The organism is Bacillus thuringiensis, assembly GCF_001455345.1.
GTDB lineage: Bacteria > Bacillota > Bacilli > Bacillales > Bacillaceae_G > Bacillus_A > Bacillus_A thuringiensis_N.
This window is the reverse complement of the sequence record NZ_CP013274.1, coordinates 3,508,197-3,533,101: the sequence shown is the minus strand read 5'-3', so window position 1 is coordinate 3,533,101 and position 24,905 is coordinate 3,508,197. Positions and strand designations below refer to the sequence as shown.

Sequence of the window (24,905 nt, the reverse complement as noted above, 5' to 3'; positions counted from 1 at the left end):
AAGTAGTGAAAGCTTCGTGATATGATAAAAGAAATATACGTTGAGAGATAAAGGAGTGTATTTGGAGTGGGGAATGTATCCTTACCGTTAGATTATGTTGTAATTGACTTTGAAACAACAGGATTTAACCCTTATAATGATAAAATTATTCAAGTCGCAGCAGTGAAATATCGTAATCATGAATTAGTAGATCAATTTGTTTCTTATGTGAATCCAGAGCGTCCAATTCCGGACCGCATAACGAGTTTAACAGGTATTACAAATTATCGTGTTTCAGACGCACCGACAATTGAAGAAGTACTACCTTTATTTTTAGCATTTTTACATACAAATGTAATTGTCGCTCATAATGCATCTTTTGATATGCGTTTTTTGAAAAGTAATGTAAGTATGCTTGGTTTACCGGAACCTCAAAATAAAGTGATTGATACTGTGTTTTTAGCAAAGAAATATATGAAGCACGCGCCTAATCATAAACTTGAAACGTTAAAGCGAATGCTTGGAATTCGTTTAAGTTCTCATAATGCATTTGATGATTGTATTACTTGTGCAGCTGTTTATCAAAAATGTGCATCTATTGAAGAAGGGGAAAAAAGAAAATCGAATACGGAAGTACTTGATGAAACAGCAGTATATGAGGCAGTAAAAAAGATACTTGTACGCAATAAACGTGATATCAAATGGGTTCGTTGCATGAATGTAGGAAGTTATTTAGATATAAAAGCTTTTTATCCAGTTATGAGAATAAAAGTAAAAGGGCGAAAGAAATACGTATTAACAGAGATATTAGAAGATGATGTGAAAGAAATATGTACGAGTTTAAATTGTGAACCGGCGTTAAAAAGTGAAGTTGGTAATACGAGAATTATGCTTAATAGCTTAGAGGATGTCCTGAAATTAGAAAGTTATATTTTAGGACAGTATGATTTTGTACTGCAAGCGCTAAGTGAGTATAAACAAAGTGAAATGAATGCAGATGAAAAGCTAAAAGAATATTTAAATATAATGGTATAAAAAACTCCGTGTACAAGAAGTTGTACACGGAGTTTTTTTAGGAGTACTAAAACATAAAATTTTCTTACAAATCTGATTAAAGAGTTTTTCATTTGCTCATACTATGTATAGTAAGAATGCGAAGGAGAGAGGGTGAACAGCATGAGAAGAAGTCGCCGTAAATCATTTGACGAACTTGTGAAAGAAAATAAACAACAATTATTAAGTGATCGTGATGCAATCGATCGCATTGAAGAGCGTATTGAAAAACGTTATGAAATGCAACTTTTTAAGCAAGCTGAATAATTCTTAACACTAGTACGATACTAGTGTTAAGGAGGCGATAGTAATGGGTAATCCGAAAAAGAATTCAAAAGACTTTGCACCGAATCATATTGGAACACAATCAAAAAAAGCTGGTGGCAATAAAGGAAAGCAGATGCAAGACCAAACGGGCAAACAACCGATTGTTGATAACGGTTAAAAAGGGAGAATATTATCATTCTTCTTTTTGTGACGGGTTTTTAATAGTAAAAAAGGGCTGACTTATGTCAGCCCTTTTTTGTAATCGTAAAGTTTTCAACGAGTAAACGCCAATTTTGCGGGAATGGTAAACCTATCTTCCAGTAGCTAATACCGCCTATACCTTGTTCTTTCATTAAATTAAACTTACTTTGAACAGAACGTGAATCTTCAAACCAAACTTCGTGTTGCACACCATTTTCATCGAAATAATTAAAATGAGGAGCTTGAGCAGTGAAGTCATAGCGAATAGGAACATTGTATTTACGAGCTAGTGCAACAGCTGCAATAGAGCTAATTGCTTTTGCCGGTGGATTTCCTTCTTTAAATGGAAGTTTCCAATCGAAACCATATAAATTTTGCCCCATCATAATTTTTTGTGGGGGCATTTGAGATTTTGCATATTGAAGTACTTCTTTTACAGGGCCGATAGGAGAAATCGCCATCGGTGGCCCACCTTGCCATCCCCAGTCATATGTCATAATGACGACGAAATCAACAATTTGTCCTTGTGCTTTATAATCGTGAGCTTCGAAAAATTTTCCCTTTTGATTTGAACTTGTTTTCGGTACAAGCGTTGTGCTTAGCGTGTATCCATTAGGTAATCGTGTTTTTACATTTCGTAAAAAACGATTATACGCTTCGCGATCTTCAGGTGCCACACTCTCGAAATCAAAATGAATGTCTCGCATACCGTACTTCTCAGCAGTTTGCAAAATGTTTGTAATAAATTTGTTTTGGATTGTTGCGTCCCGTAAAATAACTGATGTCAGATCGGCACTGAAATTTCCATTTTCAATATTTGTAATAACAAGCATAGGGATAGTGTTGCCTTGCGTTGCAATATTAGCGATTTTAGCTGTTTCGGTTGGTTCTTTTAATGTACCATCTCTTTTGGCTTCAAAACTAAAGTAGGCTAAATACGTTAAAAATGGGTTGATAGCACGTGTAGCATTAACTAAACTTTCTTTGATGGGTATTGTTGAAGGTTGTAAATAAGCGATGGATTCTACCGCTCGTTTTGTCCCTTTCGGTATATATAATTGCTGTCCAACATGGAGAATGGATTTTAAAGATAAGTTATTCACTTTAGCTAAACTAGCGAGAGGAACGTTATATGTCTGAGAGATTCGATATAGGCTATCGCCAGGCTGCACATAATAATTATTCCCTTTCGTATTAACGATCAGTGCCTGACCAACGACGAGTGTTTCAGCTGGATTTAATCCATTGTCTTTTACTATCTCGTCAGGTGTTGATCCATACTTTGATGCCAAGCTAAATACGCTATCACCGCTACGAACAGTTACAATTTGAATCATATGCTTGCTCCTTTCGGTAAAAGATTCACTGTTTTTATTTTATTTTTGATGTCACTGTATTATGATTAAATGTATGCAAGGTAGCAGAAGTGAAAGAAGGCGAATACATATGTTTGTAGCAGAACATGAAGTTGAAATCCGTTATGCGGAAACAGATCAAATGGGTGTTGTTTACCATTCAAACTATTTGGTGTGGCTTGAACTAGGTCGCACGAAACTTATACAAGATTTAGGATTTTCATATGTTGAAATGGAGAAAGAGGGAATTATTTCTCCTGTGTTAGATTTGCAAATTTCATATCGTAAAGCGATGCGTTACGGTGAAAAAGCAATTGTGAAAACGTGGGTGGACACTGTGAGCCCGCTTCGCGTTGTATATGGTTATGAAATATATAATGGTGAAGGTGAACTTTGTATTACTGCAAGTACGACAAATATTTGTGCGAAAAAAGAAGGTTTCAGGCCTGTATCATTTAAAAAGTTATATCCAGAGTGGTATGCGAAATATGAGGAAATTAAGAAAAAATAAAAAAGCGTGGCAGATGCCACGTTTTTTTTATTTTTCATAATTAAATTGCGGGAAATCATCACCGTCGTTAAATGTAACAGATAAATTATGTCCATCGAAGAACCACTCATCATCGCCTTCAATAAAGAAGTTAATACCTTCTTCTTGAGTTTGCACAGCAGGATGTGCAGGATCATCTTTACGAATACCTAAAGAAAGTCCTTTTTGCACAGTACTGCAACCGCCGTATTGTACGAAAAGGCGAAGTGTTTCACCCGATTGTAAGTTTAATTCGTTTTTATACCATTGTGCTGCTTCTTTTGTTACGGAAAGATTCATGTATAGTTCCTCCAAATTATGTTGCTTTTTCTTTAGTATAAAAAATAACGCAAAAAGACGCTATTAATATGCTTCACGTTTTCTTTTTGCGTTATGTGGGTTACGATCTTATTTTTGCTTTTTTGAAAAGTTTGCTTTCGGTTCAGTTTTATTTATAATTCGTCCAATATTTGCACGGTGTTTATAAATAACCATACCTGCTAATAAACACATCGCAATAATGAAGATTTTATCCCCGCTAACAATTGATGCGATAACGGCAACGACAGCTGTTACCATAGAAGAAAGTGATACGTATCTTGTTGTAAATAAAAGGCTAAAAAAGACAACAGCTAATATTGCAAAAACAACTGGTGAGTAGCATAAAAGCACGCCAGCAGAAGTTGCAACTGCTTTACCACCACGGAATTTCGCGAAAATCGGATACACATGTCCAAGGACAGCTGCTAATCCGAACCATAGTGGATGAACTTCTAACCCGAAAATAATCGGTAGACTCGTTGCTAATGTACCTTTTAAAATGTCAGCAATTGTAACGATAAAACCTGCTTTTTTCCCTAGTGTGCGGAATGTATTTGTCCCGCCCAAATTACCGCTTCCATGCTCACGAATGTCAATTCCATAACCAATCTTTCCAACGACTAGTGCAAATGGGATCGAGCCAAGTAAGTAGGCAACGATAAATAAAAGATATGTAGTAACCATAAGTTCAGTCTCCTTTATTCAAATGTGTTGATAAAGGGTAAAAAGAGTTTTTCCCGTATATTGTACCATACATTTGTAAAGAGCACATTTCTTTTTTGTAAATGAAAAATTCATTATTTCGTGAAAAAAATTTCACAGGAATGTTACATTTCTCGCAGAAACAATATGACTATATGTAGTAACATTTTAATCAAAAGACAACAACATATTGGTGGAGGGTTATGAATGTTACAAAAAAATACACGTGGAGAAGAATTAATGAGAGTGTTTGAGACAATTGTCCACGGCAATGAACAAGATTTAATGCAAGAAAATGCAAATGTAGATGGCCGCTCTCCGATGGGAGTAATGGGAACGTTCGCATCTGAGAGTGCGAAATATTATGCAGTTGAAAATTTATTGTCAGATCAAGTGAAAAAAGCGATAAATCAAAATATATTATATCCACATGACTTAGATTTTTATGCGACTGGGACAACGACTTGTTCGCAAATTCCATTAGCACAAATGCTTGCTAACGGTTTTCATACAGGACATGGCCATATGAGACAACCGCAAGACATAAAAAGTGCATTGGCTCTTTCGTCTATTATTTTTCAGGCGAATCAAAATATGCAGCACGGTGGTCAATCGTTTGCACTCTTTGATGTTGATTTAGCTCCATATGTGAGAAAAACAGTAGAGCGACATAAGAAACGATTACAGACATATCCACTTACGAAAGAACAAATAGAAGAATTTGCGTGGAAAGAAACAGAAAATGATACGTATCAGGCTTGTGAAGCTTTCATTCATAATTCAAATAGTATGCATAGTCGGGGCGGGGGGCAAGTACCGTTTATTTCTATTAATTATGGAACAGACACGTCTAAAGAGGGACGATTATTAGTTAGACAGCTTTTAAAAGCGACACAAGCTGGTCTTGGTAAAGGGGAAACACCAATTTTTCCTATTCAAATTTTTAAAATGAAAAAAGGTGTGAACTTTGAAGGAAATGATCCGAACTATGATTTATTTGAATTAGCGTTAGAGACAACGGCTGAACGATTATTCCCTAACTTTTCATTTTTAGATGCGCCATTTAATGCAGTACATTATGATGGACGACCGGAAAGTGAAGTATGTTACATGGGATGCCGTACTCGTGTTATGTCTAACATACATGGAGAAGAAACAGGGATTGGAAGAGGGAATTTATCATTTACATCTATTAATTTAGTGAAATTAGCGTTAATTAGTGGTTCAAAAGAAGCGTTTTTTGAAGCGTTAAATTATTACTTAGATTTAGGAATTAAGCAATTATTAGAGCGATTTGAGTACCAATGTACGAAGCGAGCGAGAGATTTTCGATTTTTATATTCACAAGGTGTATGGCGCGGAGGAGAAAAGTTACAGCCTGAAGATTCTGTAGCATCCATTTTAAGGCAAGGGACGTTAAGTCTTGGTTTTATCGGTCTTGCGGAGTGTTTAGTAGCTTTAACAGGAAAGCATCATGGAGAAGATGAAGAATCATGGAAACTCGGGTATGAAATCATTTCCTTTATGAGAGATAGAATGGATAAAGCGACAGAAGAACATGAACTGAATTTCTCAGTAATTGCAACTCCAGCAGAAGGGCTATCAGGGAAGTTTGTGAAAAAAGATAGGGAAGAATTTGGTGTGATTAGCGGTATAACGAACCATAATTATTATACGAATTCGTTCCATATCCCAGTTTACTATAACATGCAAGCGATAAATAAAATTCGTTTAGAAGGACCTTTCCATGCCCTATGTAACGGGGGGCATATTACGTATATTGAACTAGACGGAGCAGCTATGCATAACAAAAAGGCGTTAAAACAAATTGTGCAAGCGATGGCAGAGAATGGTGTTGGATACGGTTCAATTAATCATCCTGTTGACCGTTGTAAGTGCTGCAATTATCACGGAGTTATTGGAAATGAATGTCCAAGCTGCGGAAATGAAGATGAGACCAATATAGAAAGAATTCGCCGCATAACAGGTTATCTTGTAGGAGATATGTCGAAGTGGAATAGTGCGAAACGTAGTGAAGAGATGGATCGGGTGAAACATAAATGAAAGTGATGAACATCATTCATGATAGTGTAGTAGATGGAGAAGGATTGCGGACAGTCGTGTTTTTTGCGGGCTGTCCGCATCGTTGTTTCGGTTGCCATAATCCGAAATCGTGGAATATTTGTAATGGAACTGAAATGACAGTAGCAGAAATTATGGAAGAGATTGCAAGTAATCCATTAACTGATGTAACATTTTCAGGTGGAGATCCATTTTTCCAAGCTGATGAAGTGAAAAAAGTAGCAAAAGCTGTGAAAGATTTGAAAAAAAATCTATGGATGTATACAGGTTATACGTTAGAAGAGATACAGAGTTCTCAAAATAATGATATGATAGAGTTGTTACATTATGGGGATGTTTTAGTCGATGGAAGATTTGAAATCGAGAAAAAAGATTTAACACTTCCATTTCGCGGAAGCTCCAATCAACGTATTATTCGATTGAAAGAGTAAAAAGGCGGGATAGATTATATGAATAAAACAGTATTACTTGTTGAAGATGAAAGAAGATTACGTGAAATCGTTAGTGATTATTTTCGTAATGAAGGCTTTGAAGTAATCGAAGCAGAAGACGGAAAAAAAGCGTTAGAATTATTCGCAGAGCATGAAATTGATTTAATTATGTTAGATATTATGTTACCAGAAATAGATGGATGGTCTGTTTGTAGACGAATTAGAAAAGAATCAGCAGTGCCAATTATTATGCTAACAGCACGTTCGGATGAGGATGATACATTACTAGGGTTCGAATTAGGTGCAGATGAGTATGTAACGAAACCTTTCAGCCCGAAAGTGTTAGTAGCTCGCGCGAAGACGTTATTGAAACGTGCGGATGGCGTGGTAGGAGTAGCAGAAGAAAATGCTATGTCTTTGGCTGGAATAGAAGTGAATCGTCTATCTAGAACTGTTTTAGTAGATGGAGAAGAAATTATATTGACACATAAAGAATTTGAACTTCTCGTTTATTTAATGGAGAACAAAGGAATTGTGTTGTCACGACAACATTTATTAGATCAGTTATGGGGATATGACTATTACGGCGATGACCGAACGGTTGATACTCATATTAAAAAGCTAAGAAATAAGCTAGGAGATAAAGCGAAGCATATCGGTACTGTTATTCGAGTGGGTTATAAGTTTGAAGAATAATTGTAACGGATTGTGTACTTTAGCCTAGGGAAATGTCGATTTTATGTCCTCTTTGGCAGGTAGAATGTACAAAAAATACATTTTTTGTCTACAATGTTAGATGAGAGTATTTTTTTAATTGGATTTCACGATGAGTTCACAAGAAGGACACAAAGCGTGACTATACTGAAAATACGAATTCACCAGAGAGGGGAAATAAAACATGGGATATTACGACGGACCAAATTTAAATGAAGAGCATAGTGAAACGAGAGAAGTGAGAAAATCAGGTAGTAAAAAAGGTTATTTTTTCACAGGTTTAGTCGGAGCTGTAGTTGGGGCTGTTTCAATTAGTTTTGCGGCACCATATATGCCATGGGCTCAAAATAATGGAGCGACTGTATCATCATTTAGTTCGGATTCAAAAGTTGAAGGTACTGTAGTTCCTGTTGTCAATAAAGCAAAAAATGAAACTGATTTACCTGGTATGATTGAAGGTGCGAAAGATGTTGTTGTAGGTGTTATTAATATGCAACAAAGCATTGATCCATTTGCAATGCAACCGACAGGTCAAGAACAACAAGCTGGTTCAGGATCAGGTGTTATTTATAAAAAAGCAGGAAATAAAGCATATATTGTAACGAACAACCATGTAGTAGATGGTGCAAATAAACTTGCTGTAAAATTAAGTGATGGTAAAAAGGTAGATGCAAAACTAGTAGGGAAAGATCCTTGGTTAGATTTAGCTGTTGTTGAAATTGACGGTGCTAATGTAAATAAAGTTGCTACTTTAGGTGATTCTAGTAAAATCCGTGCGGGTGAAAAAGCAATTGCAATCGGTAACCCACTAGGGTTTGATGGAAGTGTAACGGAAGGTATTATTAGTAGTAAAGAACGTGAAATTCCAGTTGATATTGATGGGGATAAACGGGCAGATTGGAATGCTCAAGTTATTCAAACAGATGCAGCGATTAACCCTGGTAATAGTGGTGGTGCATTATTTAACCAAAACGGTGAAATAATTGGGATTAATTCAAGTAAAATTGCACAACAAGAAGTTGAAGGGATTGGATTTGCTATTCCAATTAATATCGCAAAACCAGTTATTGAATCACTTGAAAAAGACGGAGTAGTGAAACGTCCAGCTCTTGGAGTAGGTGTCGTTTCATTAGAAGATGTGCAAGCTTATGCGGTAAATCAATTGAAGGTACCGAAAGAAGTAACAAATGGCGTTGTATTAGGTAAAATTTATCCAATATCACCTGCAGAAAAAGCTGGTTTAGAGCAATATGATATTGTAGTAGCATTAGATAATCAAAAAGTAGAAAATTCACTTCAATTCCGTAAATATTTATATGAAAAGAAAAAAGTAGGCGAGAAAGTAGAAGTTACATTCTATCGTAACGGTCAAAAAATGACGAAAACAGCTACTTTAGCAGATAACTCAGCTACAAAGAATCAATAATCGGAATAAAAGAAAGTCTCTTTCATATTGAAAGAGACTTTCTTTATCGGCTATACTAAAGGAATAGGAGGGATAAATTATGACAATTGAAAACCCAACTCGTACGGAAATTGGTGAAGTATTAAAGAAAAGCAAAACGATTGCAGTTGTTGGATTATCGGATAAGCCAGAGCGTACATCGTATATGGTTTCAAAAGCAATGCAAGATGCTGGGTATCGCATTATTCCAGTAAACCCAACAGTAGATGAGGTGCTTGGAGAAAAGGCAGTTGCTTCACTAAAGGATATTAAGGAACATGTTGACATTGTAAATGTATTTCGCCGTTCAGAATTTTTAATGGATGTTGCAAAAGAATTTGTAGAGATTGATGCAGATGTTTTTTGGGCACAATTAGGAGTACAAGATGAAGATACATACAAACTTTTAAAAGAAAAAGACTATACTGTAATAATGGATCGTTGTATAAAAGTAGAACATGCGATGACAAAATAGTATAGAGTCTAAGGTAGAAAGATTGATTCAGCCCTCATGATAGGTAGGGCCGATGAACGAGGTGTTCATCATGAGATTTTTTAAAGGCTGTTTTTGGGGATTGTTACTTGTAATCCCGTTTTGGATATTGATCATTTGGATCATAATAAAGGTTTGGAATGTGTAATCTTGGCATACATATCCATTTCTCGTTGACAAACGATTATTTTTCTGAAATAGTAGCCTAGAGGAATCCTTGTGAAAAAACAAGGATTTTTCTATTGAAAATGGTATATAAAAGAGATAAGATAACTTGCCAAAACTATAGTCGAGGCGTTATTCTATAATAGAAACATATGTTCTGATTTTGGATTAGGAAAGGGGCAAGGAGTTTGGCGAAGCATCAGTTCCAATATAATGAAGATGCGATTCAAGTGTTAGAAGGACTTGAAGCCGTTCGAAAACGCCCGGGTATGTATATCGGGAGCACGGACAGCCGTGGATTGCATCATTTAGTATACGAAATAGTAGATAACTCCGTTGATGAAGCGTTAGCGGGATTTGGCGACGAAATTTCTGTCGTAATACATAAAGATAATAGTATTAGCGTTATAGATAAAGGGCGAGGAATGCCTACGGGAATGCATAAGCTTGGAAAACCTACACCAGAAGTTATTTTAACTGTACTTCATGCCGGTGGTAAGTTTGGTCAAGGTGGTTACAAAACGAGTGGTGGTTTACACGGTGTTGGGGCATCAGTTGTAAACGCCTTGTCTGAATGGTTAGTCGTAACGATTAAGCGTGACGGAAATATTTATGAACAACGCTTTGAAAATGGTGGTATTCCCGTAACGACGCTTGAGAAAATCGGAAAGACGAAAGAATCTGGTACGACAATGCATTTCAAACCAGATACAACGATTTTTAGTACAACAAATTACAATTATGAAACATTATGTGAAAGATTACGTGAATCAGCATTCTTATTAAAAGGAATGAAGATTTCAATTAAAGACGAACGAAATGATTTAGAGGATGTATTCCATTATGAAACAGGAATTGAAGCTTTCGTTTCCTATTTAAACGAAGAAAAAGATTCAATCCATCCAGTTGTATATTTCACTGGTGAACAAAATGGCATTGAGGCAGAGCTAGCATTTCAATTTAACGATGGTTACTCAGAAAATATTCTTTCGTTTGTAAATAATGTACGTACAAAAGACGGTGGAACACACGAAGCTGGGTTTAAAACAGCAATGACACGTGTGTTCAATGAGTATGCGCGTAAAGTTTCACTATTAAAAGAAAAAGATAAAAACTTAGAGGGTACAGATATTCGTGAAGGTGTAGCGGCTATTGTTTCTGTACGTGTACCGGAAGAAGTACTTCAGTTTGAAGGGCAAACGAAGGGTAAACTAGGTACAAGTGAAGCTCGTTCTTCAATTGATGCCATTGTATCAGAGCATTTAGCCTACTTTTTAGAAGAAAATCCGGATGTAGCTACACTTCTTGTGAGAAAAGCAGTGAAAGCAGCGCAAGCGCGTGAGGCTGCTCGTAAAGCGAGAGAAGAAGCTCGTAGTGGTAAGAAGAAGAAAAAATCAGAAGGTACATTAAGTGGTAAGTTAACACCTGCACAATCACGTAACCCGCAGAAAAATGAACTGTACTTAGTAGAGGGTGACTCTGCCGGTGGTTCTGCGAAACAAGGACGAGACCGTCGTTTCCAAGCGGTATTGCCATTACGTGGTAAAGTAATTAATACAGAAAAAGCAAAGCTTGCTGATATCTTTAAAAATGAAGAGATTAATACAATCATTTATGCAATTGGCGGCGGCGTAGGAAATGAATTCGATGTTGAAGATATTAACTACGATAAAGTTGTCATTATGACCGATGCTGATACAGATGGAGCTCATATTCAAGTATTGTTACTAACGTTCTTCTACAGATATATGAAGCCACTTATCGAAGCTGGTAAAGTATTTATCGCACTTCCACCTTTATATAAAGTAAGTAAAGGAAAAGGTAAGAGTGAAGTAATTGAATATGCATGGTCAGATGAAGAATTAGACGGTGTAACGAAAAAAGTTGGAAAAGGCTATATGTTACAGCGTTATAAAGGACTTGGTGAAATGAATGCAGATCAATTATGGGAAACGACTATGAATCCTGAAACGCGCACATTAATTCGCGTGAAAATTGATGATGCAGCAAGAGCAGAACGCCGCGTTACAACGTTAATGGGTGATAAAGTAGAACCGCGTCGTAAATGGATTGAGCGTAATGTACAGTTTGGTATGCAAGAAGAAGGAAATATTTTAGAAAATGAAATGATAATGGAGACGGAGGTGGAATAACATGCAAGCAGAGAAGTTTCATGACCTCCCGCTTGAAGACGTGTTAGGTGACCGCTTTGCACGTTATAGTAAATATATAATTCAAGACCGAGCGCTTCCAGATGCGCGTGATGGCTTAAAGCCGGTACAAAGACGTATATTATATTCTATGTATGTAGAAGGTAATGTACATGATAAAGCGTTTCGTAAATCAGCCAAAACAGTAGGTAACGTTATCGGTAATTATCATCCGCATGGAGATTCCTCTGTATATGAGGCGATGGTACGTTTAAGTCAAACTTGGAAAGTACGTAATGTTTTAGTTGAAATGCATGGTAATAATGGTAGTGTTGACGGGGATCCAGCAGCAGCAATGCGTTATACGGAAGCTCGTTTATCACCTATCGCATCTGAATTATTACGTGATCTTGATAAAGAGACAGTTGAATTCGTGTCTAACTTTGATGATACGAGTGAAGAACCGGTTGTATTACCAGCAGCATTCCCGAACTTATTAGTGAACGGATCTACAGGGATTTCCGCTGGCTATGCAACAGAAATCCCTCCGCATCATCTTGGAGAAGTTATTGATGCGACAATGATGCGTATTGATAAACCGAATAGTACTGTTGATGATTTATTAACAGTTATGAAAGGGCCAGATTTCCCAACAGGTGGTATTATTCAAGGGATTGATGGTATTAAAAAGGCGTATGAAACAGGTAAAGGTAAAATTATTATTCGCGGAAAAGCAGAAGTTGAAACGGTTCGTGGTGGGAAACAGCAAATCGTAATTACTGAAATTCCTTACGAAGTGAATAAAGCAAACCTGGTTAAGAAAATGGATGAATTGCGTCTAGATAAAAAATTAGATGGCATTGCTGAAGTGCGTGATGAGACAGATCGTACAGGTCTCCGCATTGTTGTAGAGTTAAAAAAAGAAGCAAATGCAGAAGGTATTTTAAATTATTTATATAAAAATACAGATTTACAAATTCCATACAACTTTAATATGGTTGCGATTAATAACCGTCGTCCAACGCTTATGACATTACCAAAAATTTTAGATGCATATATTGGGCATCAAAAAGAAGTCGTTACGAGACGTTCACAATATGAATTGCGAAAAGCAGAAAATCGTCAACATATTGTAGAAGGTTTAAAGAAAGCATTATCAATTTTAGACCAAGTAATTGAAACGATTCGAGCTTCAAAAGATAAGCGTAATGCAAAAGATAATTTAAGTGCGAAATTTGGTTTTACAGAAGCGCAAGCGGAAGCAATTGTATCTCTGCAATTATATCGTTTAACGAATACAGATATTACAGCACTACAACAAGAGGCCGATGAGCTTAATAAGAAAATAATAGAACTACAGTCGATTTTACAAAGTGAAAAAAGATTACTTCAAGTAATTAAAACAGATTTAAAGAGAGTCAAGAAAACATATAGTGATGATCGACGTGCTATTATTGAAGACCAAATCGAGGAAATTAAAATTGATGTGGAAGTAATGATCCCACAAGAAGATGTCATCGTTACTGTAACGAAAGAGGGGTATGTGAAACGTACTGGATGGCGTTCACATAATGCCTCAAATGGCAAAGACTTCGGTATGAAAGAGGGTGACATCTTACTTGAACGATTCGATACGAATACGACAGAGACAGTCCTCTTATTTACGAATAAAGGCAACTATATATATCTGCCAGTATATGAAATGCCAGATATTCGTTGGAAAGATTTAGGTCAGCACGTTGCTAATATCGTTTCACTCGATCGGGATGAAACCATTATTTGGGCAACTGTCGTACCGAATTTTGAGGAAGAAAAGCGATTTATCGTATTTGTAACAAAGAATGGCATGATTAAGAAGACAGAATTAAATCTATATAAAGTACAGCGCTATTCAAGGGCGTTTGTTGCTGTAAACTTGAAAAAAGATGATGAAGTTGTCGATATATTTGCGACAGATGGAACGAGTGATATCGTTCTTGCTACACACGGTGCATATGCACTTATTTTCCATGAAGATGAAGTAAGTCCAGTCGGTGTAAGAGCCGCTGGTGTGAAAGCAATTAATTTAAAAGAAGATGACTATGTTGCTTCTGGTAAACCATTAAATGGTGACAAAGATCAACTTATTCTCGTAACGCAGCGCGGTGCTGTAAAACGCCTAAAAGCATCAGAAATTGAGAAATCAACGAGGGCGAAGCGAGGTCTTGTTATTTTCAAAGAGTTAAAACGTAATCCATACCGCATTGTCGGTATTGAAATTGTTCGAGACGATGAACTAGTTTACATGAAGACAGAGAAACACATTGTAGAAGAAATTGATCCGAAAGCGTATCGAAATAAAGACAGGTATAGTAACGGTAGCTTAGTGCTAGATGTTAACGATACTGGTGAAGTTATTGAAACGTGGACGAAAAAACGACCGGAATAAAAAAAGCATCTTGCCATAAATAATGGCAAGATGCTTTTTTCTAGGCAATTTATTATGTAAATAATAATAATCTTGCTATAATAACTGAATGAAATCGTTCTCATAAAGTGAAACTTTAATCAGTGGGGGTCTTACTACCCACAAATAGCGGGACAACTGGAGGAGCAACATGAAAAAAATAGGTGTAGGGATTGTAGGGTTTGGATTTTCTAGTACAACATTTCACATCCCATTATTACAAACGATAGAAGAATACGATATTCGTGCTGTATTATCATCAAAAGAAGAGGTAGTAAAAGAAACATTACCGAATGCTAACGTCGTTAGTACAATTGATGAATTGGTGAAGCGAGCTGATATTGACTTAGTTGTCATTACTTCACCAAATACAACTCATTTTCCATATGTAAAAGAAGCAATATTAAACGGAAAGCATGTTGTTGTGGAAAAGCCATTTGTTGTTTCAATTGAAGAAGGTGAAGAGCTTATTTCATTAGCAGAGCAGCATAATGTGGTATTAAGTGTATATCATAATCGTCGTTTTGATAATGATTTCTTAACGATTAAGAAATTATTAGAAGAAAATAGAATAGGGAATCTATACGCATATGAAGCGCATTTTGATCGTTTCCGTCCACATGTACGTGATCGCTGGAGAGAAAAGAACTTACCAGGATCAGGAATATTATATGATCTAGGGTCGCATTTAATTGACCAAGCATTATCATTATTTGGGAAACCAAATGCGATAAGTGCAGATGTAATCAAACAACGACCAGATGCACAAATTGATGATTACTTCCATGTTGTACTTCACTACGGAGTAAAGCGTATCATTTTACATAGTAGCAGTTATGTAAAACAAGCAGGTCCACACTTTACACTGCATGGAGATAAAGGTTCTATCGTGAAATACGGTATGGATTCACAAGAAGAACAATTAAAAAATGGAATGAAGCCAGGCGATAACGGTTATGGAGTAGACATTGAAGAGAATTTTGCTACTCTAGAAACAAAAGAAGAGTTCGTACGTATTCCAACAGAAGTCGGCTGTTATGACATGTACTATAAAGGTGTAAGAGATAGCATTGTAAATGGTGAGAAACCACCTGTAACAGCGCAAGAAGGTTTAGAAGTAATTAAGCTGATTCAATTAGCGGTTGAAAGTAGTGAAACGGGTAGAGTCATCACTGTAAAATAAAAAAGACACGAATTTCGTGTCTTTTTTATTAGGAATATGTGAATATCGCTAATTATTTAGTTTAAGCGTTTATCGTACATTAACTGAATTTGTATGCCGTAAGGATCTTCAATAATCCCATATGCTTCACTAAATATATTTTTTTTCAGCGGAGAGATTATTTTCACATGCTTATCGGAAATTAAATTATTATAAAATCTTTGTATTTCTTCTAAATTAGCGCTTTGAATGCAAAGTGACATATTATTTCCGACGTTATAACGTTCAGTAGGATTCATTGTATCTTCTGCTATCATTAGCTTTGTATTCCCAATTTGTAAAACAGAGTGAGCAATATGATCTTTATTTTCACTTGTAATTTTAAAAGAACGATCTCTTTTGGCTAGTTCTCCATACGTAACAATCATTAACTGCTTAGTTTCTAAATTGCGTGTATAAAAATTAATTGCCTCCTTTGCATGCCCATTCATTGAAAGAAAAATAGCTATTTCTAATGTCATAAATATATAACTCCTTTATTAGTTAATAATTATAATATAGACTAAAAAGGTTTCAATACATGACACCTTTCGGGAGGGAAATATGAAAAAAACGGAACGAATTAATGATATGCTTATTTTCTTAAATAATAAAAGATATTTTAATTTAAAGGATTTAATGGTTAGATATGCTATTTCTAAAAGTACAGCTTTACGAGATATTCAATCATTGGAAGAAATAGGTGTACCAATATATTCTGAACTAGGTAGAAATGGAAGTTACAAAATTATAGAAAATAGTGTGTTATCGCCAATTTATTTTAGTGTGGATGAAATGTATGCGTTATACTTTTCGATTCTTACATTAAATGGATACAAGACGAAACCATTTAATATAGAAAGTATTGCACTTGAAAATAAATTTAAACATGTATTACCTGATAATGTGAGTAAAAATATTTCAATTATGGAACGAACGCTTTCTTTTGAAGTAACAAATCATAGTAATTTTAGTCCGTTCTTAAAAGAAATTTTACAGGGGATTTTTGCTGAGCGAGTTTATCATTTAACATATTTAAAAAGAGACGAGGAGAAAGCATTGGTTGCCCAATTTATTCGAATCGAATCTAAATTTGGCCAGTGGTATGCTAAAATCTTTAATTTTGAGACAAATCACGTTCAAATAATTAGATGTGATAAAATTCTTTCTATTGAGGAAACAAGCAATACGAATCCAAAAAATCTTGAAGAGTTGTTAAGTTATCTTACTAATTTTCATAGAAAGCCTGATGCAATTGATTTTCGTGTCATTGTTAATCAAAAAGGAAAAGACATTTTTGATAAAGAGAATTATCCTTCTATGAAGATACAAAAAGAAAATGAAAATTATAGTATAACAGGCTATTTTAACAAGCAAGAAGTTGAGTTTATTGCAAGTTACTTTCTGAATTTCGGTGAAACAATTATCTCAATTCAGCCAGTTATGCTAAAAGAGTTAATCTATAATAAAGTATTATCTATAAAGCAGCATTTAACTTCTTTAAGATAAAGTTAGTTTTAATCATTTTTTTGACATGAAAAAGCCCTTGAGATTTAAATATCTAAAGGGCTTTTTTTGTGATGGTATTTGTTCTTTAGGAACATTATTGTTTTGGGACGGACAGTCCATAGAAGAACATCGTAACGATATCTTGTATATGTTTTTCGCGATCTCCTTCAAGAAGCTGTGCTCCAAAATCATCACCTAATTTAGTGAACATTTGAATGTATAGCAACATCATTTCTTTAGTAAGGTGAGGATTAATTTCATTTTTTTGCTGTGCTTGTTCTAATATTTCTAAATACCAAGGCAGGATTTTTTCGTTTTGATAACTATAAATAAAATCTCTGAGCTCTTCATCTCTTTGCATCATTTGTAGTAACATATCCGGCTGAAATAACCCACCAGTATTCATTTTTCTTACAATCATTTTTTGCATCATATCATGAAAAGGTAATTTTTCCACTGCAAGATCTTTATAATATTGAAATTCAGATATAATAAATTCTTGTATAAGCTCTCGAAATAACGCATCTTTACTTCCGAAATGATTATAAATGGTAACTTGAGAAACGTTTGCTTTTTTTGCAATATGCTCTATTTTAACTTCATTAAATCCACGTTCTGAAAATAATAGGAAAGCTGCTTCTTTAATGGCACGTTTTTTCTTTTCTTTCACTTTTTCAAAGCCGTTCAATGCGATCACCTCAATTAAAATATACAAGAAAAAATAATGGAAAACAATAATTTTGAAATATAGACATATAAATATTTCAAAAAGTTGTTGCGAATATGAAAGATGAGGAGTACAATAATTTTGAAATATCACATATTAAATATTTCAAAAAATGAGGTGGAATTATGATTTCAGTTCAAAATGTCACAAAACAGTTTTCAAATGGAAAAGGTTTGTTTCATATTACATTTGATGTAAAAGAAGGGGAAGTATTCGGTTACTTAGGACCAAATGGCGCTGGTAAATCCACAACGATTCGTAATTTAATGGGATTTATAAAACCGACAGACGGTAAAGCGACAATTTTTGGATTAGATTGTTGGAATGAAGCAGCGAAAATTCAAAGAGAAGTTGGCTATTTACCAGGAGAAATCTCTTTTATTGAAGGAATGAACGGATTAGAATTTTTAAAGTTAATGCAAGGAATGCGTGGGCTAAAGGATACGAAAAGACGAGATGAATTAATAGAACGTCTTCAATTTGATGTGAAAACACCGATTCGAAAAATGTCTAAAGGAATGAAGCAAAAAGTAGGGATTGTTGCTGCTTTTATGCATGATCCAGAAGTGTTAATTTTAGATGAACCAACATCAGGACTCGATCCACTTATGCAGCAAGTGTTTATAGATTTAATATTAGAAGAAAAGCAAAGAGGGAAAACAATCCTTATGTCATCGCACATTTTTACTGAGATTGAGAGAACTTGTGACAGAGTGGCTATAATTAAAGATGGTCGCCTTGTAACGGTTGAAAATATTCATGATTTACAAAGCTTGAGACGACAGGTAATAGATGTAACCGTATCATCGCAAGAAGAGATTGAATCTCTTACACAATGTAATTTGCAATTTGAAGCGGTGAAAGGTAGAGAAGCATCGATTATTGTGCAAGGAAACTATCAAACTGTTTTACAAACACTTTCAAACTATAATGTAACGGCGCTTCAAACGAGAGCAATGGATTTAGAACATTTATTTATGCATTATTACGATAAGAAAGAAGGGGTAAAGCATGAATAAGCAATTGTTTTTAGCTAGTTTGAAAGAAACGCAAAAAAGTATTTTGAGCTATGCAACTGGTGCAGCTCTTTATTTATGGTTATTAATTTGGATATTCCCCTCAATGGTGTCAGCGAAAGGGTTAAATGAATTAATAAGTGCTATGCCTGATAGTGTGAAAAAAATTGTTGGCATGGAAAGTCCGATTCAAAACGTAATGGATTTTTTAGCTGGCGAATATTATAGTCTATTGTTTATTATTATTTTAACGATTTTTTGCGTAACAGTTGCAACGCATTTAATTGCTCGTCATGTTGATAAAGGAGCAATGGCATACTTGCTAGCAACACCTGTATCTAGAGTGCAAATTGCAATTACACAAGCGTCTATTCTCATATTGGGACTACTGATTATTGTAGCTGTTACGTATGTAGCGGGTATAGTAGGTGCAGAGTGGTTTTTACAAGATAATAACTTAAATAAAGAATTATTCCTGAAGATAAACGTAGTCGGAGGGCTCATATTTTTAGTCGTTAGTGCTTATTCATTTTTCTTTTCTTGCATATGTAATGATGAGAGAAAGGCACTTAGCTACTCAGCGAGTTTAACTATTTTATTTTTCGTAACGGATATGGTAGGTAAATTAAGCGATAAGTTAGATTGGATGAAAGGTCTATCGTTATTTACACTGTTTCGTCCGAAAGAAATTGCTGAAGGAACGTATAATATATGGCCGGTAAGTATAGGTTTAACTGCGGGAGCGCTTTGTATTTTCATCGTAGCAATTGTGGTGTTTAGAAAGAGGGATTTACCGTTGTAAAGTAGAAAGTCCACTGAGCAAGTGGGCTTTTTTTGATGAGGAGGAAACGAATGAATCATTTGTTCCGGGTGCAGCTATATGTAAATGATATAGAAAAGTCATTATTGTTTTATGAAGAAGTAATTGGTTTAATGCTGTATAAAAGAAGTATGCATGGAGCTCGTTTTAATCATGACCAGTTTTCTTTATTACTAGTTAGTGATTCAAGATTGAATGAAAATCACTATTTTTACAATCGAAAAGAGATGAAGGGGAATTGCTTGGAACTAATTATTGTTGTCAATAGGATTGAAGAAGTATATGAACGTTGTAAAGAGAAGCGGTGCACAATACAAGAAGAAATTCAAACTTATCCATGGGAGATGAGGGGATTTAAAGTTCTAGATCCAGATGGGTATTTCCTTAGAATTACATCTGAGTAAAGGTAAACATGAAGAATGTTTACCTTTTTTTATGAAAATATTCAAAAAAATGAACCTTTTTCTAGGCCCATCCGTCTAATACATGTAAAGTTAAATTTGAAGTGAGGATGAAACAGGAGGAGCAATTGTGAAAGTAATCCCTTTATATAAAATGATTGTAAAAGAAGAAACAGATGTTTCCTTAGCGAAAAAAGGTGATCATGAAGCGTTTATGGCGCTTATACATACTGAAAAAGTGAAGATGTATCGTATTGCAAAGGCTATGTTACGTGATGAGACAAATATAGAGGATGCGATACAAACAACAATTTTAAAAGCCTATGAAAATATAAAAAAATTAAAGAAAGAAGATTTTTTTCAAACTTGGTTAATTCGAATTTTAATGAATGAATGTAACAACATTAGTAGAGCGTATAAAAAGGTAATTGTGACAGAAGAGAATGATTACAATATGAGCGTGTGCGATCAGTATGAAGATATAGATTTGTGTAATGCGATTCAATCGTTACATGAAGAATTAAGAGCTGTTACGGTGCTTTATTATTATGAAGATATGAATCAAGAGAGTATTGCCAAGCTTTTAGAAATACCAAAAGGAACAGTAAAATCGAGATTGTCACGTGCGAGGGAACAACTACAGAAACGATTAAAGACGGAATAGGGGGTGCAAAGGATGGATGATGAAAAATTATTTGATGAGAAATTAAAAAAGAGAATAAAAGAAGAGAATGTTATAGTGCCGCCAGAGTTAAATGAAAAGATTAATAGTACCCTTCATAATCTCCCGGTAAAAAAGAAAGGTTACAGAGTTTATATGATGGCTATAAGTGCTGCGGTTCTAACACTTTCAATTGTGTCTATGTCGGAGTTTTCTAATCAAATTTTTGCTCAAAACGGCGGAGTATTTGAATATGTAAAGAAAAAGGCATTTTCTGATTACGAAAATGAAGAGGAAGTAAAATCGAATGCAAATTATCCAGATAAAGAAAAGGTTCATGAAAAGATGCTAGATTCCATTGATCATTTTAATAATATTTCAGGACAATTTGAGGAATACTCTAGCTCGTCAAGAATTGCTACAACGTATAGGTATGCAATTGATATGGAGAAACAAAGAGGTGTCTCTTCGAAAGAAGATAAACTAGCGAAAAAACGAACAATTATATATAACGAGGGCAAGAAAAAAGAGTATGATGACGAGAAGTATACATACAAAGAGACAAAATGGAGCCCAAAAGAAAGAAACAATGAACTATTAAAATTAAATCCTACGGAAAGATTATTGAGAAAATCAGGCGAGAAAAAAAGGTATGATGATGAATATATAGGATTCGCGAAGTATAGTATTCAATCAGAATTTGCTGATCTACTCATTCGATATAAAGATTGGAATTATAAAGAAACGAAGTATCTTGGACTGGATTGCTACAAAATAGAAGGGACAATAAACATAGAAATGCCTGTAAGTACATCTGAAGATTTAAGAGGGAACTTTGAAATGGTTGTAGAGAAAAATACAGGGATTATGCTAAAGTTCCTTAGTTTCCACGAGGGTATGATTCAATACTCGATTACGACTGAATGGATACAAATAAACAAAGGGTTGAAAGAGAATGTGTTTCAAAAGGATAGCGCTAAGTATGAAAAATTGAAAAATATATTAGATGAATAGAAAACGGAGGGAACGATATGGAGAATACCTCTTCTTCAAGAGAAAAGAAAAATAAACGAAAATATAAAAAGACAACGATAATAAGTGTATTGTTAGCAATATTACTATTTGGCGGATTTGGATATGGTACTTATGTATATATGAAAACTTCTAATCTCGTACAAAAATCAAATGTTAATTTGGCACGTGGTGAAAAATCAAATTTACGTGAGGAAACGGTAAAACCGATTACTAATAATGTTTCACTTTTAATTATGGGAATTGATGAAAATCAAGAGCGACAAAAGGAGTATAATGGTGCATTTCATACAGATGCACTGCTGTTAGCTACTTTTAATAAAGATGATAAGACTGTGAAATTAACGAGCATACCACGTGATACATACACATATGTTCCGGTTGAAAAGAAAAAAGATAAAATAACGCATGCATATGGAAGTGGTTTCGTTAAAAATGGTAAAGATGGAGGGCCGCAAGCTTCAGTGGAAGCGGTAGAAAAGTTATTACAAGTGCCAGTTGATTATTTTGTAAAGTTTAATTTTAATTCATTTACTAAAATTGTTGATGGATTAGATGGGATTGAAGTAGATGTCCCAGTTGAATTTACGGAGCAAAATAGTAAAGATGAACCTGACGCGATCCATTTGAAAAAAGGACTACAAAAATTAACAGGGGAAGAAGCACTTGCCTTAGCAAGAACGCGTCATATTGATAGTGATGCAATGAGAGGACAGCGCCAACAACTTGTTATGGAAGCGATTTTAAGTAAATTAAAAAGTGTAGGATCGATTACGAAGCTAGAAAAAATAGTTGAGGCGGTTGACGGTGATTTTAAAACAAATTTAGTAATGGATGATATTTTATCTTTTTATAAATACGGTTTAAACAGTTCAGTTGAAAAAATACAATTAGCTGGTGATGATTTATATTTACCTAATGGTCCAAATGGGCAACGTGTATATTATTATAATCCTAATAAAAAAGATCTACAGAGTTTAAGTAATACGCTTAGAACACATCTAGGATTAAGTGAAAAGCAGATTGAGGAGAATTGAAGCAGATGTAATGTCTGCTTTTTTATTTTTGTAGAAAAGAGGTTTGTTAGGATATACATTATTTATTAGAAATAATTTACAAGTTTTTTATAGTGAAGGGACATAAAGACTATTAAATCAGTACATATAATTCAATGAGGTATAGTGTTTTAAAAGATTATGGAATTTTTATGAATATTACTGTAAAAAAATAATTTTTTAAAAATTTTCAATAATAACACTTTACAAAACTCAAAAAATTAGTAGAATAATAGTTAATAAGAATCTTCTGATAAATATATAAAGAAAAACAGAATTATCAGAAAATTCTTAAATGAGAGCGTTAAGAATTAGGGAGGGTACAGAAAGTGAAAAAGAAAAAAATGAAAAAACTAACAGCGGTTGTAGCACCAGTTTTAGCAATGAGTATGGCATTAACAGCATGTTCTACATCAGGTGGAGATAAGAAGACAAGCACAAACTCTAGCTCTGGCGGAGATAGCAAATCAGAAGAAAAATTAGCAGCGAAACAAGTACTAAATCGTACTGAAACAAATGAAATTCCAACAATGGATACTTCGAAAAGTACAGATACTTTAGGTTCTCAAATGCTAGGGAACACAATGGAAGGTTTATACCGTTTAGATAAAGATAATAAACCAATCCCAGCTGCGGCAGAGTCAAGCACGAAGAGTGAGGATGGTAAAAAATATACATTTAAATTACGTAAAGATGCAAAATGGTCAAACGGTGATCCTGTAACAGCGAAAGATTTCGTATTTGCATGGCAACGTTTATTAGATCCGAAAACAGCTGCAGAGTATGCATTTATCGCATTCCCGATTAAAAATGCAGAAGCAATTAGTCAGGGGAAAGCAGAAGTTTCTACATTAGGTGTAAAAGCGGTTGATGATCTTACACTTGAAGTAGAATTAGAACAAGCAGTACCATACTTCTTAAACTTAGTAGCATTCCCGTCGTATTATCCACTAAATGAAAAGTTCGTCAAAGAAAAAGGGGATAAATACGGTTTAGAGTCTGATACAACAGTATATAACGGACCGTTCGTTCTTACTGATTGGAAGCATGAGCAAGGCTGGAAACTGAAGAAAAACGATCAATATTGGGATAAAAAGACTGTGAAATTAGATGAGATTAACTTTAGTGTTGTAAAAGAGCCAGCAACTCGTGTGAATTTATACGATAGTGGCCAAATTGATTTCTCTCTATTGACTGGAGAATTCGTTGACAAATATAGAAATAATAAAGAGGAGTTTGGAACATATTCAGAACCAAGTACGTTTTTCATACGTTTAAACCAAAAACGTGGTGGGCAAGATACACCGTTAAAGAGCAAAAAATTACGTGAAGCAATTGCTTTATCGATTGATAAAAAGAATTTAGCGAATGTTATTTTAAATGATGGATCGAAACCGGCTGATTACTTAGTACCTAAAGGGCTAGCAAATGGACCAGACGGAAAAGACTTCCAAGAAACGTTTAAAAATGGTATTAAGCCAGATGCAAAAAAAGCAGCTGCTGCATGGGAAGAAGCGAAAAAAGAACTTGGAAAAGATCAAGTTACAATTGAGTTTTTAAACTATGATACTGGTAATGCGAAAAAAGTTGGGGAATATGTAAAAGATCAAATTGAGAAAAACTTAAAAGGTGTAACAGTAAACATTAAACTGCAGCCGTTTAAACAAAAACTAAAATTAGAATCGGAGCAAGATTATGATATTTCATATGGTGGATGGAGCCCAGACTATGCAGATCCAATGACATATTTAGATATGTTTGAATCTAAACACTCTCATAACCAAATGAGCTACTCTGATGCGAAATATGATGAAATGGTTAAAAAAGCCGGTGGAGAGTTAATGAGTGACGCGAAGAAACGTTGGGAAGAACTAGGGAAAGCTGAAAAATTATTACTTGAGCAAGATGTAGCACTTGTACCATTATATCAAAATGCTAGATCTTATGTAATGAAACCGACTGTAAAAGGGGTTGTTAAACATAATATTAGTCCGGAGTACAGCTTTAAATGGGCTTATGTAACTGAAAAATAATAAAAAAGCATTCCGAAAGTAGACTACTTTTGGAATGCTTTTTTATTATGAGATTAAATTGTAAACAAACCAATAAGCACAAGGGGAATGTTACTTATATAGTAAATAGGAAGAATTT

General features: G+C 34.7%; 25 protein-coding genes. 20 read left to right on the top strand and 5 right to left on the bottom strand.

Going from position 1 to position 24,905, the window contains the following annotated elements:
* The first annotated feature begins 66 nt into the window (after positions 1-66).
* The 3 genes from ATN06_RS18300 to sspN all read left to right on the top strand — a co-directional run bounded on the left by ATN06_RS18300 (position 67) and on the right by sspN (position 1,477).
* Positions 67-1,014 (top strand): 3'-5' exonuclease, encoded by a 948-nt coding sequence (locus ATN06_RS18300; protein WP_060631826.1) that lies wholly within the window; start codon positions 67-69, stop codon positions 1,012-1,014.
* Between the two features lie 141 nt (positions 1,015-1,155).
* The gene (locus ATN06_RS18295; protein WP_001254698.1) at positions 1,156-1,299 is read left to right on the top strand and encodes an FbpB family small basic protein; all 144 of its coding nucleotides are present in this window, start codon (positions 1,156-1,158) and stop codon (positions 1,297-1,299) included.
* 43 nt (positions 1,300-1,342) lie between these two features.
* The gene (sspN, locus tag ATN06_RS18290; RefSeq protein WP_000527987.1) at positions 1,343-1,477 is read left to right on the top strand and encodes an acid-soluble spore protein SspN; all 135 of its coding nucleotides are present in this window, start codon (positions 1,343-1,345) and stop codon (positions 1,475-1,477) included.
* Between the two features lie 67 nt (positions 1,478-1,544).
* On the opposite strand, the gene ATN06_RS18285 is transcribed toward sspN, so the two are convergent.
* Positions 1,545-2,837, bottom strand: coding sequence for a glycoside hydrolase family 18 protein (locus tag ATN06_RS18285; RefSeq protein WP_060631825.1), 1,293 nt, complete (start codon positions 2,835-2,837; stop codon positions 1,545-1,547).
* 109 nt (positions 2,838-2,946) lie between these two features.
* On the opposite strand from ATN06_RS18285, the gene ATN06_RS18280 reads away from it, so the two are divergent.
* Positions 2,947-3,366: an acyl-CoA thioesterase gene (locus tag ATN06_RS18280; protein ID WP_000495816.1), complete on the top strand. Its 420-nt coding sequence runs from the start codon at positions 2,947-2,949 to the stop codon at positions 3,364-3,366.
* Between the two features lie 27 nt (positions 3,367-3,393).
* Here ATN06_RS18280 and ATN06_RS18275 read toward each other — a convergent pair whose 3' ends face one another.
* Positions 3,394-3,684 (bottom strand): HesB/YadR/YfhF family protein, encoded by a 291-nt coding sequence (locus ATN06_RS18275; protein WP_001054449.1) that lies wholly within the window; start codon positions 3,682-3,684, stop codon positions 3,394-3,396.
* 108 nt (positions 3,685-3,792) lie between these two features.
* Positions 3,793-4,389 carry a glycerol-3-phosphate 1-O-acyltransferase PlsY gene (gene plsY, locus ATN06_RS18270; protein ID WP_060631824.1) on the bottom strand — a complete coding sequence of 199 codons (597 nt, stop codon included), beginning with the start codon at positions 4,387-4,389 and terminating at the stop codon, positions 3,793-3,795.
* Between the two features lie 225 nt (positions 4,390-4,614).
* Here plsY and ATN06_RS18265 point away from each other — a divergent pair, with 225 nt between their 5' ends.
* From ATN06_RS18265 to ATN06_RS18225, 8 genes are all read left to right on the top strand, one after another.
* The gene (locus ATN06_RS18265; RefSeq protein WP_060631823.1) at positions 4,615-6,471 is read left to right on the top strand and encodes an anaerobic ribonucleoside triphosphate reductase; all 1,857 of its coding nucleotides are present in this window, start codon (positions 4,615-4,617) and stop codon (positions 6,469-6,471) included.
* Positions 6,468-6,920 carry an anaerobic ribonucleoside-triphosphate reductase activating protein gene (nrdG, locus tag ATN06_RS18260; RefSeq protein ID WP_060631822.1) on the top strand — a complete coding sequence of 151 codons (453 nt, stop codon included), beginning with the start codon at positions 6,468-6,470 and terminating at the stop codon, positions 6,918-6,920. The genes ATN06_RS18265 and nrdG overlap by 4 nt, the downstream gene beginning before the upstream one ends.
* A gap of 18 nt (positions 6,921-6,938) precedes the next feature.
* Positions 6,939-7,616 (top strand): response regulator transcription factor, encoded by a 678-nt coding sequence (locus ATN06_RS18255; protein WP_001044683.1) that lies wholly within the window; start codon positions 6,939-6,941, stop codon positions 7,614-7,616.
* Positions 7,617-7,818: 202 nt separating this feature from the next.
* Complete coding sequence (locus ATN06_RS18250; protein WP_000542648.1) at positions 7,819-9,060, top strand: S1C family serine protease; 1,242 nt, start codon at positions 7,819-7,821, stop codon at positions 9,058-9,060.
* A 79-nt stretch (positions 9,061-9,139) separates the two neighbouring features.
* Positions 9,140-9,553, top strand: coding sequence for a CoA-binding protein (locus ATN06_RS18245; RefSeq protein WP_000151382.1), 414 nt, complete (start codon positions 9,140-9,142; stop codon positions 9,551-9,553).
* Positions 9,554-9,924: 371 nt separating this feature from the next.
* The gene (gene parE / locus ATN06_RS18235) at positions 9,925-11,889 is read left to right on the top strand and encodes a DNA topoisomerase IV subunit B (protein WP_060631820.1); all 1,965 of its coding nucleotides are present in this window, start codon (positions 9,925-9,927) and stop codon (positions 11,887-11,889) included.
* Between the two features lies 1 nt (position 11,890).
* Positions 11,891-14,314 carry a DNA topoisomerase IV subunit A gene (gene parC, locus ATN06_RS18230; RefSeq protein WP_060631819.1) on the top strand — a complete coding sequence of 808 codons (2,424 nt, stop codon included), beginning with the start codon at positions 11,891-11,893 and terminating at the stop codon, positions 14,312-14,314.
* Between the two features lie 169 nt (positions 14,315-14,483).
* Positions 14,484-15,515 carry an oxidoreductase gene (locus ATN06_RS18225; protein WP_060631818.1) on the top strand — a complete coding sequence of 344 codons (1,032 nt, stop codon included), beginning with the start codon at positions 14,484-14,486 and terminating at the stop codon, positions 15,513-15,515.
* Positions 15,516-15,571: 56 nt separating this feature from the next.
* Here ATN06_RS18225 and ATN06_RS18220 read toward each other — a convergent pair whose 3' ends face one another.
* Positions 15,572-16,015 (bottom strand): VOC family protein, encoded by a 444-nt coding sequence (locus tag ATN06_RS18220; protein WP_060631817.1) that lies wholly within the window; start codon positions 16,013-16,015, stop codon positions 15,572-15,574.
* An 82-nt stretch (positions 16,016-16,097) separates the two neighbouring features.
* Between ATN06_RS18220 and ATN06_RS18215 the strand changes: the two genes are divergently transcribed.
* Positions 16,098-17,042 (top strand): helix-turn-helix transcriptional regulator, encoded by a 945-nt coding sequence (locus ATN06_RS18215; protein WP_060631816.1) that lies wholly within the window; start codon positions 16,098-16,100, stop codon positions 17,040-17,042.
* A gap of 94 nt (positions 17,043-17,136) precedes the next feature.
* On the opposite strand, the gene ATN06_RS18210 is transcribed toward ATN06_RS18215, so the two are convergent.
* Positions 17,137-17,739, bottom strand: coding sequence for a TetR/AcrR family transcriptional regulator (locus tag ATN06_RS18210; RefSeq protein WP_234415808.1), 603 nt, complete (start codon positions 17,737-17,739; stop codon positions 17,137-17,139).
* Between the two features lie 155 nt (positions 17,740-17,894).
* Here ATN06_RS18210 and ATN06_RS18205 point away from each other — a divergent pair, with 155 nt between their 5' ends.
* The 7 genes from ATN06_RS18205 to ATN06_RS18175 all read left to right on the top strand — a co-directional run bounded on the left by ATN06_RS18205 (position 17,895) and on the right by ATN06_RS18175 (position 24,787).
* On the top strand, positions 17,895-18,788 hold the full coding sequence (locus ATN06_RS18205; protein ID WP_060631814.1) for an ABC transporter ATP-binding protein: 894 nt from the start codon (positions 17,895-17,897) through the stop codon (positions 18,786-18,788).
* Positions 18,781-19,587 (top strand): ABC transporter permease subunit, encoded by an 807-nt coding sequence (locus tag ATN06_RS18200; protein ID WP_060631813.1) that lies wholly within the window; start codon positions 18,781-18,783, stop codon positions 19,585-19,587. The genes ATN06_RS18205 and ATN06_RS18200 overlap by 8 nt, the downstream gene beginning before the upstream one ends.
* A gap of 50 nt (positions 19,588-19,637) precedes the next feature.
* A complete protein-coding gene (locus ATN06_RS18195; RefSeq protein WP_060631812.1) occupies positions 19,638-20,009 on the top strand; it encodes a VOC family protein in 372 nt (123 codons plus the stop codon).
* Positions 20,010-20,136: 127 nt separating this feature from the next.
* Positions 20,137-20,670 (top strand): RNA polymerase sigma factor, encoded by a 534-nt coding sequence (locus ATN06_RS18190; protein WP_060631811.1) that lies wholly within the window; start codon positions 20,137-20,139, stop codon positions 20,668-20,670.
* Between the two features lie 12 nt (positions 20,671-20,682).
* The gene (locus tag ATN06_RS18185; RefSeq protein WP_060631810.1) at positions 20,683-21,681 is read left to right on the top strand and encodes a hypothetical protein; all 999 of its coding nucleotides are present in this window, start codon (positions 20,683-20,685) and stop codon (positions 21,679-21,681) included.
* A 17-nt stretch (positions 21,682-21,698) separates the two neighbouring features.
* Positions 21,699-22,736, top strand: a complete 1,038-nt coding sequence (locus tag ATN06_RS18180) for an LCP family protein (RefSeq protein WP_060631809.1) — start codon at positions 21,699-21,701, stop codon at positions 22,734-22,736.
* Positions 22,737-23,083: 347 nt separating this feature from the next.
* A complete protein-coding gene (locus ATN06_RS18175) occupies positions 23,084-24,787 on the top strand; it encodes a peptide ABC transporter substrate-binding protein (protein ID WP_060631808.1) in 1,704 nt (567 codons plus the stop codon).
* Positions 24,788-24,905: the final 118 nt, after the last annotated feature.